Annotated in this window: 11 protein-coding genes; 5 read left to right on the forward strand and 6 right to left on the reverse strand. The window is 46.7% G+C overall.

Annotated features, from left to right (window positions below; all coding sequences use genetic code 11):
• The first annotated feature begins 1 nt into the window (after position 1).
• From nuoL to ACJJIW_RS01740, 4 genes are all read left to right on the forward strand, one after another.
• Positions 2-1,840 carry an NADH-quinone oxidoreductase subunit L gene (gene nuoL, locus ACJJIW_RS01725; protein ID WP_444936566.1) on the forward strand — a complete coding sequence of 613 codons (1,839 nt, stop codon included), beginning with the start codon at positions 2-4 and terminating at the stop codon, positions 1,838-1,840.
• Positions 1,837-3,435 (forward strand): NADH-quinone oxidoreductase subunit M, encoded by a 1,599-nt coding sequence (gene nuoM / locus ACJJIW_RS01730; protein ID WP_444936567.1) that lies wholly within the window; start codon positions 1,837-1,839, stop codon positions 3,433-3,435. The genes nuoL and nuoM overlap by 4 nt, the downstream gene beginning before the upstream one ends.
• Positions 3,432-4,976 carry an NADH-quinone oxidoreductase subunit N gene (locus tag ACJJIW_RS01735; protein WP_444936568.1) on the forward strand — a complete coding sequence of 515 codons (1,545 nt, stop codon included), beginning with the start codon at positions 3,432-3,434 and terminating at the stop codon, positions 4,974-4,976. The genes nuoM and ACJJIW_RS01735 overlap by 4 nt, the downstream gene beginning before the upstream one ends.
• A 73-nt stretch (positions 4,977-5,049) precedes the next feature.
• Entirely contained in the window at positions 5,050-5,508 is a 459-nt protein-coding gene (locus ACJJIW_RS01740) for a hypothetical protein (RefSeq protein WP_444892926.1), read from the forward strand.
• A gap of 95 nt (positions 5,509-5,603) precedes the next feature.
• Here ACJJIW_RS01740 and ACJJIW_RS01745 read toward each other — a convergent pair whose 3' ends face one another.
• From ACJJIW_RS01745 to ACJJIW_RS01770, 6 genes are all read right to left on the reverse strand, one after another.
• Positions 5,604-8,081 (reverse strand): TonB-dependent receptor plug domain-containing protein, encoded by a 2,478-nt coding sequence (locus ACJJIW_RS01745; RefSeq protein ID WP_444936569.1) that lies wholly within the window; start codon positions 8,079-8,081, stop codon positions 5,604-5,606.
• A gap of 766 nt (positions 8,082-8,847) precedes the next feature.
• Positions 8,848-9,555 carry an aspartate/glutamate racemase family protein gene (locus ACJJIW_RS01750; protein ID WP_282934038.1) on the reverse strand — a complete coding sequence of 236 codons (708 nt, stop codon included), beginning with the start codon at positions 9,553-9,555 and terminating at the stop codon, positions 8,848-8,850.
• A gap of 181 nt (positions 9,556-9,736) precedes the next feature.
• Positions 9,737-10,558 carry an MBL fold metallo-hydrolase gene (locus tag ACJJIW_RS01755; protein ID WP_282934039.1) on the reverse strand — a complete coding sequence of 274 codons (822 nt, stop codon included), beginning with the start codon at positions 10,556-10,558 and terminating at the stop codon, positions 9,737-9,739.
• 166 nt (positions 10,559-10,724) lie between these two features.
• Positions 10,725-11,228, reverse strand: a complete 504-nt coding sequence (locus ACJJIW_RS01760) for a protein disulfide oxidoreductase (protein ID WP_282934040.1) — start codon at positions 11,226-11,228, stop codon at positions 10,725-10,727.
• A 15-nt stretch (positions 11,229-11,243) separates the two neighbouring features.
• Positions 11,244-11,870 (reverse strand): thioredoxin family protein, encoded by a 627-nt coding sequence (locus ACJJIW_RS01765; RefSeq protein ID WP_444936570.1) that lies wholly within the window; start codon positions 11,868-11,870, stop codon positions 11,244-11,246.
• 2 nt (positions 11,871-11,872) lie between these two features.
• Positions 11,873-13,903 carry a protein-disulfide reductase DsbD family protein gene (locus tag ACJJIW_RS01770; RefSeq protein ID WP_444936571.1) on the reverse strand — a complete coding sequence of 677 codons (2,031 nt, stop codon included), beginning with the start codon at positions 13,901-13,903 and terminating at the stop codon, positions 11,873-11,875.
• Positions 13,904-14,037: 134 nt separating this feature from the next.
• Between ACJJIW_RS01770 and ACJJIW_RS01775 the strand changes: the two genes are divergently transcribed.
• Entirely contained in the window at positions 14,038-14,895 is an 858-nt protein-coding gene (locus ACJJIW_RS01775; RefSeq protein WP_282934044.1) for an alpha/beta hydrolase, read from the forward strand.
• Positions 14,896-14,898 lie beyond the last annotated feature (3 nt).

Here is a 14,898-nt window from a genome sequence, read left to right on the forward strand (position 1 = left end):
TATGAACGGATCACTAGCCTGGATACCATTGCTTCCCTTTCTTGGTTTCCTGACCCTCATCAGTATTCCACTGTTTACACAAAAGGAACCCTCACAAAAGTTAGTGAGCCTGATTGGTGTGGGCAGTGTGGGAATCGCAGCGATTCTGGTTTTTAACCTCGCACTCTCCACCTTTCTGGGCAACCCGGAATCGGTCGTTACGCTGTCAGTTTGGCAGTGGATGCGAGTATCTGACCTCCAACTCGGCTTCACCTTTCACGTGGACTGGCTAACCCTGGTAATGCTGATGATCATTACCGGAGTGGGCTTCCTTATTCACTTATACTCAGCCGGATATATGCGTGAAGATCCGGATTTCCGCCGCTACTTTTCCTACCTGAATCTATTTGTCTCTGCCATGTTAATTCTTGTAATGGCGGACAACCTGGTACTTCTCTATCTGGGATGGGAAGGTGTTGGTCTTTGTTCCTACTTGCTCATTGGCTTTTGGTATAAGGACCCTGCAAACGGAGCGGCGGCACAGAAGGCATTTATCGTCACCCGCGTCGGCGATACCGCCATGGCGATCGGCTTGTTCCTGTTGTTCTTTGAGTTCTCAACACTAAATATACCGGAGCTCATCACAGCGGCAGGGAATCCCGAGGTCAACACTCAAATTGTCACTATCGCTATGCTGCTGTTACTGGGTGGCGCTGTGGGTAAGTCAGCACAGATTCCACTCCAGACCTGGCTTCCCGATGCGATGGCAGGCCCCACTCCCGTCAGCGCCCTTATCCACGCTGCCACCATGGTGACGGCCGGGGTCTACTTGATCGCGCGTATGCACCCGCTTTATCAGCTGTCTGGAACCGCCATGACAGCTGTAGCCATTGTCGGCGCTCTGACTCTATTAATCTCCGGATTCAGTGCTATCGCACAAAGTGATATCAAACGGGTCCTGGCCTATTCAACCATCTCCCAGATTGGATATATGTTCCTGGCCCTGGGTGTCGGTGCCTGGTCAGGAGCCATCTTCCATTTGATGACCCACGCCTTCTTCAAGGCTCTGCTCTTCCTCTCCGCAGGGTCAGTAATCCTGAGCGTACATCACGAGCAGAATATCTTTGCCATGGGCGGCCTCTATCGCAAAATCCCCTTTACCTTTATCTGCTTTACCATCGGTTGCGCCTGCCTGGCAGCACTCCCATTTACATCCGGTTTCTACAGCAAAGATCATATTTTGCTCAGTGCTTATGAGTATCATCAAGGAGTAAACCTGCTTTGGCTTGCCGGTCTATTAGGTGCGCTGGTCACAGGGGTTTATAGCTTCCGGGTTCTGTTTCTTGCATTTCTGGGCAGTGAGGGCAGCGCCTCCTCACACTGTAAAGACGCCAATAACACGGTGATGATGCTTCCCTTGGGCCTCCTCGCTGTACTTGCCCTATTTGGTGGAATTCTCGCTCCACCTCTCCAGGGAGTCTTTGGCACCCCAACCGACGAACACCACTCCTGGGTCATTGAAGCCATTGCCATTGCCATGCCGCTGATCGGCCTGTTTATCGCCTGGAAAATGTTCCTGTTCGAGAAGAAGGTTGGGGAGCAGCGCTCTCCACTAATGCAGTTTTGGTTTAAGGGATGGGGTTTTGACTGGGTCTATGACCGGGTCTTTGTAAGACCTTTTAAATTTATCACCGCCCTTAACCACAAAGATATTATCGACAGCATCTACAAGGGTACCGCTTCGCTGAGTGCACATCTAAATAACGCCCTCAGCTCTTCACAAAATGGCCAAATACGTTGGTACCTGGCCACCTTTGTAGCCGGATCAATTTTATTCCTAGCCCTGTTGGTGGCTCTATGACATTACTGGCAATAATTATAATTTTATTTGTTGGGGGAATATTAGCCTGGCTGGCAGAGAGATATCTCTATGAAGGGGGGCGCTTAATCAGCCTGGTTTCCCTGATAATCGCATCCCTGCTCTTGATCAGCTATTTCCCCCAGGCAGAGTCCACAGCTGTTACAGGTGACAGTCAGTGGTGGGATAGCCTTTTGATATCGTGGATACCCAGGTTTGGGATCAGCTTCCATCTGGCGATTGATGGACTCAGCTTTCTTATGCTGCTACTCACAATGGGGATGGGAATCTTTGGGTTAGTAATGACCTGGAATGATGTCACCTTCCGGCGCGGCTTCTTTTATTTTAACTACCTGTGGACACTGGCCGGTATTGTCGGTGTGTTTACCGCTATCGACCTGTTTTTATTCTTTTTCTTCTGGGAAGTCATGCTGATTCCCATGCTGCTGTTGATTGCAGTTTGGGGCTATGAGGGCAGAGTCTACGCTGCGATAAAGTTCTTTATTTTCACCCAGGCAAGCAGCTTGTTAATGCTGATTGCCATCGTTGCCTTGGCATTTATCCACTATCGGAATAGCGGACAACTGACCTTTAACTATATGGATTTGTTGGGTGCTCAACTGTCTGCAACAGCAGCTTATTGGTTAATGCTCGGATTTTTTATTGCCTTTATCGTCAAGTTACCAGCGCTGCCCTTCCATACCTGGTTACCTGACGCCCATACCCAGGCCCCTACTGCCGGCAGTATTCTGCTGGCAGCGATTCTATTGAAAACAGGAGCCTATGGTTTATTACGTTTTACACTGCCCTTATTCCCGGAGAGTTCACAAGCTTTTGCACCGGTTGCAATGACCATTGGAGCCATCAGTGTGGTCTACGGCGCATCGCTGGCATTCGCTCAGAAGGATATGAAAAGACTTGTGGCCTATTCCAGTGTGAGCCATATGGGATTTGTTCTATTGGGGCTCTACGCGCTGAATACTATCGCCCTGCAGGGCGCAGTGATGCAAATGATCGCCCACGGCTTGAGTACCGCTGCTCTCTTCGCATTAGTAGGCGCACTACAGCATCGTCTCCATACTCGGGATATGAGCCAGCTCGGCGGTGTCTGGCCTCTTCTGCCAAAGCTATCCGCCGTTGCACTCTTCTTTGCCATTGCCTCGCTGGGACTGCCTGGGCTGGGTAATTTTGTTGCCGAATTCCTGGTGCTTGTTGGTAGCTTTAAAGCTAATCACTGGTTAACGGTTATTGCAGCAATTGGGCTTATTGGAGCAGCACTCTATGCACTATTGATGATGCAGCGTGTCTTCTTTGGCAAGTTTAATGACAAATTGAAACCAGCTACAGAGGGGAAAACTGTCAGTGATCTAAGCCTCAGGGAGATCTCTGCGCTTCTTTCACTGGCGGTGCTTCTCGTGATCTTCGGGCTCCGCCCCCAGCCTATCTTTGATATCGCCGAGCCTACGATTGCTAAATCAATGCAAAAATTTCAGGCCCCTGAAAATGAAGAAGTCGTCATAGAAAAGACAGGGCCGGAAACTTCAGCAAGCTTATCCTCTCCTACTGCTAAAAGCGCTAATACAGGTACATCTCTATGAGTGCCCAAGAACTATTTTCTATCCTACCGCTTTTACTGATTAGTGCCGGTATTGTAGTTTTGCTGCTCCAAGTATCCTTCTGGAGAAATCATGCGGGCGCTCTGGTTACAACTCTTATCACCTTGGTAGCCGCTATCATTGCCTGTTTCTGGGTTGGAGCCAGCCTATCGGGCAATAACGGGTCCATTCAAGTGACTGCCCTACTCTCGATTGACTACAACTCGTTGTTCTTCTGTCTGCTGATATTAGTTACCGCCATAGCCGTCAGCGTTATGGGATACAACTACTTAAAACTTCGGTGTGACCTGAATAGAAACCCGGATAGCTATCCAGAAGAGTTTTATATACTACTTTTACTTGCCATTTTGGGAGCAAGCACCCTGGTATTTGCCAGCCACTTTGCCACCTTTTTCCTCGGTATAGAATTAATTAGCCTCGCACTTTATCCACTGTTGGGATTTGCGGTTACTGGCAATTTATCCTCAAGTAAAGATCAAGTAAATTCCCTGGAATCTGCCTTTAAATACTTAATCCTTTCAGCACTTTCTACCGCTCTCGGGCTATTCGGTATCGCATTAATTTATGCGGCGTCTGGGGCACTGGACTTTGGCAGTATCGCTACGCGTATACAGGATCTTTCACAGACTTCTCCTCTTTTTGCAACCGGCGCCACTCTGCTGGTCATTTCTGTTGCTTTCAAGTTATCACTGGTTCCATTTCATATCTGGACACCCGATGTATTCCAGGGCGCACCTACGCCTACGACGGCGTTGATCGCCACAGTGGGAAAAACAGCCGTAATTGCCTTTCTGATGCGATTCTTTAATACCTTAAATCTCTATCAGAGCCCTATTCTCATTGACTTACTGACAATCGCCGCCTTAGCTAGCATGCTAATAGGAAATTTATTGGCCCTGATGCAAAACAATATCAAAAGGCTGCTGGCCTACTCCTCAATCGGCCATATCGGCTACTTAATTGTGGCGTTTATCATCGGCAGTAGCGCGTTTGGTACAGAGGCGGTTATTTATTACATGGTCGCCTATGTCATTACTACACTCGGAGCCTTTGCAATCGTTGGCCTGATAGCTGATTCAGTGGAGGCCGCCCAACAAACCAATAGAACAAATGTCAGTGACGTGACCAACAGTGCAGATGATCCTTATCACAGGGACTTTTACCGGGGATTACTCTGGCGTAGTCCATGGCTGGCGAGCTGTCTTGCTCTAATGCTGTTATCTCTGGCTGGAATTCCCTTAACTATTGGGTTTATTGGGAAGTTTTACGTCTTTACCGCAGGTGTTGAAGGAAAAATGTGGGCTCTTCTCGCAGGTGTGGTTATTGGTAGTGCGTTGGGCCTCTTCTATTATCTTCGTCTTCTACTTACGATGGTACAAAGAGATGCCATTGACACCAGCAGTAACAGCGAAACGTTACAAATTACCACCTCAGGGCAGTTTTTAATCGCAACTCTCGCCGCTGCCCTGGTTTTTTTCGGAATATTTCCACAGGTCCTTATTAACTGGATAAATGCTATATAAAGTAGAGAGCGAGTGCTGATGTAATAATATTTTAAAGCCCAGGCAATAGCCTGGTCATCAGAGGGTACTTACTATGAAGACTTTCAAACAAGCATTTGAAGTCATCAAGGATGCTGAGAGATTTCACCTGGAAATGGCAGCGGTATACGAGACCTTGCTGGACAAATCAGAGGACTACCGAACCCAATTGCTATTAAAACACATGCTTGAGCATGAGCAGAGAATGGCAAAGAACCTACAGAACTACAGTGATGTAGCGCAAAATAAGGTTATGAAGACATGGCTGCAATACACCCATGAAGAAAGTGCCAATGAATTTATTCGCCGCCTCAATCTGAGTGATCCACCGACAATTCGTGAAATTAATAATATGGGACGAGAGGTAGACCGCTATTTCTCAGAACTCTATCAGGCGGTGTATGGAGCAATTGAGTCGATGGAGGTGAAAGAGGTGTTTGAAGACCTGAAACAAATACAAGATAAGGAAAGAATTACCTTATCTATGGCCACAAATTCACTGTGGGATATGTAAGAAATCCCGCTACTTTTAGCGTGACTAGCTCTGTAATCGGCTAACCCGGTATTAAGAAATACCAGGTTAGCCAGCTACAAAGCAACTAGAACTACTTAAAACTCATACTGCGCTCTTACGTAGTACAGAGCTCCATTGAATCCCATAGGTGCCGTTTCTGGATATTCCGCTCCAGCAACACCGGACCAGGGGTTTTTATCCGGGTAGTTGTTGAATACGTTTTCCGCACCTGCGATCAAGGTCATGGAATCATTGAAGTCATAAGCAGCCTCAATATCCACAGTCCATTCATCACCGGCATCAATAGGCAAGCTGTAATCATCCAAATGTGCTTCCCAGTAGCTACCGTAGTAGTTGAGTCGCACTAGGCCGCGCCAGCTATCACCGCTATGGGTGACAGATGCATTACCACGCACCTCTGGTAGTCCGTCCTCCAGCTGCCTGATACGCATTTCATCCATGGTATCCGTACTGAAATCGGTAACTTCTGTTTCCGTCCAGTTGAAAGCCAGGTTGAAATCTGTTGCATCACCGAGTGGGTAAGTCGCCACTAAGTCAACACCCTGGGTTTGGGTATCGAAGTCATTGGTGTAGAAACGGAAATATTCCAAGGAATCAGCACCACTGATGCCATCCTGAACCAGCTGATCGCGCTCTTCATCAGTCAGTTCCTGGTTAGCAGATTGAGTGATTCGATCTGTTACCTCAATGAGGAAGTAATCCAGGGTAATATCCCAATCACCTGCGGCAATAATTGTACCGAAAGTAAAGCTCTGAGACTCCTCTGGCTGCAGCTGCTCACCGCCTTTCAATACGGCAATGGGGTTAGTTGGAGGAATGGTTCCCCGATTAGCCAATGCACCATTGGTATAGGCGGTAGTGACATTGGTAATGTTGGATTGGCCCGGTGTCGGAGCACGGAAACCGGTGCTCAGCGTAGAGCGCAGGGCAATCACATCGTTGATTGTATAGTGGGCTGACAATTTGAAATTGGAAGTGTCGCCGAAATCAGAGAAATCTTCCCAACGCAGTGCCGCACCTAACCGAAGAGCTTCGACGACTTCGAGTTCGAAGTCGGTGTAAAGCGCAATATTATCCCGGTCAAAAGTACCTACAACCTCTGGACCAAAACCAGAGAACCCATTCGAACCAATCAAGAAACCCTGCTCTGCCAGATCGCCGACTTGCCAGGAGGCTGTATCACCCTGTTTAACTTCAAACTCTTCCTCACGCCATTCAAAGCCCGTGGCCATGAACAGTGGCATTCCGGCAAGTTCAATGCTCTTAGTCAAATCTATATTGAAATTGGTTTCTTCCTGTACATAACCGCCAGGGCTAAATCTGGTCGGGCTGTCAGGCCCGAGCGTAGCGTTAACGGTGTTGTAGATTAGGAAGTCTACTTCGTTGTGACCGGTACTGGCACTTACGTCGTAGCCAATGCCATTTGCAAATTCACCACGAACACCAAATACCGCTGAGTAGTCCTCTAGCTCACCGCCAAAGCGCGGAGTAAATCCGCCAGGGAACATTTCGGTGTATGAGAAGCACTCATCACTAGACTGTGCTTCCTCGTGGGTCATGCCAATACAATCATAGATACCATTGCTAGCATCCAGATCACCAATTAAGGGCTCATCATCAAGCGCATAAACGCCGGGACGAGTTTCCGGGTTCCGGAAGTAAAAGCCCCCATCTGTTTCGCGGCTGGCATAGTTACCAAAGGCATACAGCTCAGCAGTATCATTTATCTCTATGGCACTGTTAACAAAGAACTTGGTGTCGTCATTAACTTCTGGCTGGCCCCAGATCTGCGCAGGATTGGCAACATAGGTATTGCCATCTGCAATCAACTGGGCTGCATCGTCCCGCTGCACACTGCGGCTGGTAGAATCCTGCTCACGATACTCGAGGCTGACATTCACAAAACCAGAATCCGTCAGAGGCAGACCGAAATTCGCCGCTATCGTACTCTGATCACCATCACCTTCAGCGGTAGTTGCATACTTGGCTTCAACCGTGCCGCCCTCAGCTGCATCCTTTAACTGAAAGTTGATAACGCCGGCAATCGCATCGGAGCCATATTGGGCTGCGGCACCGTCACGCAGGACTTCAACCTGTTTCAGAGCAATCGCCGGAATTGCGGAGATATCTGGCCCCTGAGCACCATCTGAAACACCACTTCCGAGGAAGGAAATGACGGCAGCGCGATGGCGACGCTTACCATTTACCAGAACCAGTGTGCTATCGGGTGGCAGTCCACGCAGGTTTGCAGGGCGAACGATTGAGGCAGCATCAGAAATTGGCTTTGCATTAACGTTATAGGATGGAACAACGTTTCTAAGCAGATTACTGAGATCTCCATCACCCTGGTTTACAAATTCTTCTCCGGTCACGATATCGATGGGAGCGGAGGAATCTGTAGCGGAACGCCCTTCAACACGGGTACCGATTGTTATCACTTCCTCAAGGAGTGCATCTTCAGCAAAAGTGGGACTGCTTAATGCAGCAATCGAAGCTGCAAGCAGAGAGGGAGCGCCACAGGCTGTAAGCCAGCGCTTCTTTTTTTCATTCATAGGAGAAATACCCTGTTTTAGTTATCTCTTATTTTCTTCCGAGCCAAATCAACCAGCTTTCACTTAAACCAACTTGTGCGTTAAAGCAAAAATAAATTGGCTAATTGAGGTAGTGCTCCAGGAGATCAATAAAAATTTTTTACGCACTTGAAAGCTCGCTTATGCAGAGGGAGGTTACCATCAATACATTCACTGCAAGAAGTGTGACAACCAGAGAAAATGCCAGAAAAACTACAATTTGCAAGAGCAAAAAAGGCAATTTAAAAATTAAGAACGACTAAAAATGTAGATACTGACAAAACTGCCAAAAATAAAATAAATCTAATTAGATGATTAAATTAAATTTTATTACAAGAGGACGCAAAATAGAGCGCACATACACAAGCAGGGTATATCCCAAATAATAACTTCTACAGAGGACAAATGAAACTTATTTGATGATTTGAGGTAAAAAAACAACCTTAGCTTGCGGTAATAAACATGATAATTATCATTTCCACAAACAAATACTGTGAAGATATTTTATCTTGTCAGCTCTAACTCACAGACAAACATCCACAGAAAACCCACTTAACAAAAGAGATTAATACTAAAAAACTAATAAATATGGGACAAGCAAGCCTAACAAGAGTGTATTTGTGTTATAAAAAAACCACCCACTGATACACTTCGAAGCAAGTAGAGTTGCTTTAATGGATGTCACAGTGGAGCATCAGTCTAACTTTTGGTTGACAAAGATATCTCTAAGTAAACCTAGCAACACTATTCAACAATCAAGTGCGAACTTTATTGCGGCTTGAGCGTGAATCTCTGTGGAGTTCATCAGGTGAGTAGAGGTATCCTCTTGCGAAAGCAACATGCAAATCTCTGTACAACCTAGGATCACACCTTCGGCACCTTGTTTGGATAGCAAATCCACAATACGAATAAATTCCATTTTTGAACTATTAAGGACTCTCCCCTTACAGAGCTCTTCGTAAATAACCTGGTGGACTATCTCTCTATCGCTGGGCTCCGGAATCAAAACCTCAATCCCATACTTTTCCTGCATATAGCCACGATAGAAATCTTGCTCCATAGTAAAAGCTGTCGCCAACAAGCCGACGGTCTTTATCCCTCTGTTCTTAAGTACTTCAGCTGTAGCATCACCAATATGTAAAAAAGGTACATCAAGAGTCTCGATAATATCTCCAGCTACTTTATGCATAGTATTAGTGCACAATAAAATGCCCTCAGCACCAGCTTTTTCCAGGCATATTGCCGCCTCAACCAATAGCTTACTTGCCTGAGCCCAATCACCCTCCATTTGTAACCGTGCAATTTTTTCAAAATCGACGCTATAAAGTAGAATTTCGGCCGAGTGCAGCCCTCCTAACCTTTGAGCAATTCCTTCATTAATCAGGCGATAATAAATTGCTGTACTCTCCCAACTCATTCCACCCAAAAGGCCAATCTTCTTCATCTTTGAGCTCATCTAATATCCCTTAATACATGTTGCGAATACTAACATGAGAGAGTCGAAAGACTGATTGTAAATTGAGGGCATTCAGGAATAGCGACAACTTAATTAAAAGTACCAATTTATATAAAATCGGTACTCACTTATAAATTACATACGGACGTGATTTAATACTTTTCTTATTCTTAGTGAAAGATCAATAATCAGACACTTCTGTAGGATCAACCCGCATACAGGAAGCTATTAAGTTTCTCTTACTGAAGTTGTAACCGGACACGACACTCATCAAGTTTTCCCTTCCCAATAGCCGGTGGGTAATCTCACCAAGAGGCAATCCTTGCCGGTCCAATTCCCGTGCTTCAGTTGCAAGATTTAACAAATAATCATACTTGGCTTGTAAGCGGATTTTTCCTTTTTCTACAATCCCTCTATGAGGACAAAATATAATATCAAAATCATAGGTGAGCACTTTTTTGATACTGTGCATTAAAGTTGGAATACTTTCATCTTTACGCAATAGCTTTAACTTACTAGCTACATACAGATCAGCAGTGAATATCCACCCTCGATCCTGAACCAGATAACAGGTCATGTCTTTGGCATGCCCTGGTGCGGGGATAACAACTACCTTTTCGCCGGAGAACCTTAAATCTTCCGGTAGTGGCGCAGCTTCCGCACGCCCGGCCCTCCCCCAAATCAGCATCTGTATTGGCGGTATCCGAAAACCTCTCTTTAATATCTCTACTGTCGCCTTAGGAGCTCTTGGCTGTATACCAGTAAGCTTATAAATTGCGCCGGCGTTACCACTATGATCTTCGTGGTGATGGGTGAGGACTAATTGCCGAAAAGGTTTATTTTTTACAAACCACTTGACGTATTTCCACTGGTTACTGGGGCCGGCATCGATAATAGTGTCACCCAACCGATATACAATAAAGGTTGTATTGATACCAAAATCGAAACGGCCGACCCTTTGCGCATCCAGATCTTGATAGTCAAAAGAATCAATAACCGACACGCCACTCTCCAGCGCAAGAGACAGACCTTTAAGGAATTATAGAAGCATATCTATAAGGGCAGTCCTCCCTGGCAATTAGGAAATTTTAACGCCAACCATCGCAGGCTCAGGGAAAGAGAGTTTGATATAAGCTTAAATACGACACAGTGACCTTAATGGTGACAAGCTACTTTGTCATCTTTAAACGCAACTGCAAACCCAACTTGGATGTGGCGCCAGTGGTGACCCAGGCAACGCGCCCGTCAGTGTCGACAATCAGCAAGGTTGGCGTCACTTTAATGCCCCATTGGGCGCTTAAAACACCATATGGATCATTTAGAGAAGGAAAAGCAAGTTTGTGATTCCGCATATATTCAGTAACCACCTCTTCTGTTCCAGACTGCATCGCAACACCAACAACCTGGTAATCCCGAGACAGGTCAGTCACAGCGGGGGAAACTATCCGGCAATAGGGGCACCAGGTTGCCCAAAAATAAATTAATACTGGACCTTTAGAGTACATTTGCTTTAGGTCAATAAGATTTCCCTGCAGCGATTGCCCCTCTAACTGAGGGGCCTGGTTCTCAGGGATATCTCTTTGGTGGAAATAACCCACGGCAGTAACCATTAGTACCGCCAAGATGATAAATATCAACGCCTGAACCAGGAAGCTATAACGAGCTTTTTTCACCCCAAATAAACTCCTTTAGTACTTCACACTACACCCATAAGCCCGCGACGAAGACTTGGGCACAGCCAGTCCCTTCAGTGAAGCATCCAGTGCAGCAGAAACATAATTGTGTGAACTGCCTAGAACCGCAGGATTGGCTGAGTCATTATCATCAATGGCTCCAGCATATACGACTTCCCCCTGAGGATTAATGATAAACATATGTGGGGTAGTTTTAGCTCCATAAGCACGCCCCATAACTCCAGAGGTATCCAGTAAGAAGGGTACGCTTGCGCCGAGGTTATGACTCTGTGCAACTGCCATAGCCTGCTCTGGCTCCAAATAGCCCTGCTTTCCTTTAGCGGAAGAAATTACCGTGAGCCAATTTACTTTCTGTGCTGTATACCTTTTTTGTAGGGACTGCATATTACCACTGCCATAGTGTTTCCTGACATAGGGGCAATCTTTATTAAACCATTCAATAACCAACCATTGGCCTGTGTAATCGGAGAGATTGTGAGTTTTTCCAGCAGCATCCACTACTGAGAATTCTGGCGCTTTTTGTCCAGGAACGGCTGCTGCCAACACAACACTCGGCAACATCAGGAATAAAAGCAAAGCTCCTCTAAGTATCGAATTATTCACGTTGAAAAGTAATTTCATAATTAACCATCCTCACTATTAACAGTTAAGTGCTTACTAAACAGTGCTGCAATTAAAGACTCTTGCAGCAGTGGTGGAAGTAACTCTGGTTTTTTCTCTCCTGCAGGATACCATGCATATACAGGTACAGAGTTCCTCCCTAAATCCTGCAAAGCTTGGGTAATTTCAGGGTTATAACGCGTCCAGTCGGCCCGAATTAGAAGCACGTTATTCTTTTTAAATAATGCTTGTACACTTGGGGTATCAAGCACCAGCTTTTTATTTACCTGGCAGGTAATACACCAGGCTGCGGTATAGTCAATAAATACAGGGCGCCCATTATCCAAGGCTTCCGTCAACAGTGCCTTGTCATAACGATGCCAGTCATACGCCATTTCTGCAGGTTGCTCACCACCCTCCATACGGATTGCCGGTAGAGATATTAGCAAAATAGCAGCGACACAAATCAGACCCACTGCTCCCCCCTTTTTGGAAAAATTTTTTACTAGCCAGATTGCAAGAGTAACAACGAGCAACAGGCTTAAACCGGCCAACCAACCAGAGTCCCCAGCTAGGCGCCCTAAAATCCATAGTAGCCATATCACCGTTGCGTAAAGCGGAAATGCAAGAAACTGACGCAACTTCTCCATCCATGGACCTGGAGCTGGCAGATGCCTCAGTATTACAGGACTTGCACACATCAAAATAAATGGCGCAGCGAGCCCTAAACCGAGGCATAAGAAGATGAGTAGAGCCTGAAGTGGAGGAATCACCACCGCTGCTCCCAGAGCTGCTCCCATAAATGGACCGGTACAGGGGGCGGCAACAAAGACAGCTAAAACACCGGTAGTAAAGGAACCACGGCTACTGGAGCTAGCAAGCCCCATTAATCGGTGCCCAAACTCAAAAAAGCCGCTAAAGGATAGGGCCATCAGCCAGAAGAGCATAATTAACCCAATTACCACAACCGGTGACTGAAGTTGAAAACCCCAGCCAACGGCCAATCCTCCCCAGCGTAGCGCCAATAAAGCAAGCCCCAGGGCAAGAAAAGTCACCATAATGCCGGCGCTATATAGGAAAGATTCACGCAAACGTTCGACTGGGCGATTACCACCGTTAATCAGTCCAAATAGCTTTATGGACAGCACCGGGAAAACACAGGGCATCAGATTCAATAGGAGACCGGCAATAAATGCTGACAGGAGTAAAAGCCATATAGAGGTCGCGCTCTTCTCAATTGCCACTTGGGATAAGAGGGGAGCAGAGACTTTCCAGGCCCAGCTCGAGTCTGTAATCACAAAATCGCTGCTTTCACTAATCTCAGAACCTGGCAGACGCTTGAACTTATAGAGGAGAGTTTCATCTTTGCGCTGAACTTCTGGCTCAGACGCAGAGTACAAGTCACCATTTACGGGGAAAATACTAGGTATTTCATCGCTACGATTCCCACTGAGCTGCAAAGTAATATGCTCACTACCTCGCGCTGAAATGGATACTGGTTGCCACGGGCTCTCACTTTCTCCCCCTGGAAGCCTGTTGGCAAAGTAATTCCTTAACGCCAGATCTGTAGCTGGCCAAGCCGCCTGCTCTGCAACCGGCCGTACAAGGCTCATAGTGGCAAAGCCCGGTATGCAATCCACTTTACAAACCAACCACTCCAGGTCCGCATGCAGGATGACCTCTTGCGTGCGCTTATCTGGGAGGAGCTGGAACAGGTAGGCAACATTCCCGGAGTACCCCAGGTTAGTAAGATGCTCTACCCGGAGGCGCGTTGGGAATGGCCATTCGATCGGCCCTAATAAAGCGCCCTGAGCCTCCATATCAAACCGTGGAGCCGCCCCTGAATCTCCAGCATTACGCCAATACACATGCCATCCAGGATCTACCTCAAAGTAGAATCCAACCGTCTCTCTCATTCCTTGGCGAAATGTATCAGGTGCCAGCCAACGTACCTTGACGTGATCACCAGATGCCGTCTCCTGTGCTACAGGGAGACCCGCAACCAACAGTAACGTCAAACAGCAGATGTTGATCAGCGTGGTCTTTATTTTCAATGTGATTCTCCTTCTCGCCTAATCAACTGGTACTCCCCCTTTGGGTCAGATACAAGTTACAACATTGGCCTCACCCATCACAAAACGAAGTCTCACTATACTCCGATCATACCTAACCTAAAGAAGCGCCCAGAATGCCTGCCTTGCAGATAAGTGACGGCCGTATCCTTACTTATGATGACTATGGTGATCCAAATGGCTGGCCTGTGCTTTTCAATCATGGCTTCTCAGATTCGCGACTAATTCGCAATCCTGATAAGGACCTTACCGCATCTCTTGGCGTAAGAGTCATCTCTGTAGATCAACCTGGTGTGGGGGGATCATCTCCCCATAGAGGCCGGCGAATGGTTGATTGGGGGGCCGATATCGAAGAACTGGTTAATCGTCTAAATATCGAGACATTTTCGGTAGTCGGCCATTCAGGTGGTGCCCCTCATGCACTTTCTATCGCTAACAAACTTCCCCACAGAGTCTCTAAAATTGCCCTTGCAGCCCCTGTTGCGCCACTGGACTACCCAGGAATGACTGACCTGCTAAAAAACCCGGATATCAGACTTATCGCAAAGATTCATCGTTGGCAATTTCTTACTCGTTGTCTGTGCCGATTAAGTGCATACCAAGCCAATAGCAATATACAAGATTATATTCAGCTCTTTGCAAAGAAAGACGCCTCTGATGCCGCACTGTTTATTCGAGACCCGGCTCTTAAGAAAATGTTTGAAGAATCATTCTCTGCTGGAGCAACGCAGCATGGGGAGGGTTTTTTTGAAATGATAATGGCGCTTTGGGATTGGGGGTTTGATCCTCGTGAAATCACCACTTCCACCAAAATATTTTATGGTGATGCCGACGATATAATTGATATTAAAATGCCAGAATATCTCTCAAGTATAATGCCAAATAGCTCAACTCAAAGCTGGCACCAGCTGGGACACTATGCCTTTGTTAACAAGTACTGCTGGGTTGAGTTGCTCAAGTCAGCTCGCAAGTAAGCC

Source organism: Microbulbifer maximicatervae (SeqCode) (genome assembly GCF_052467815.1).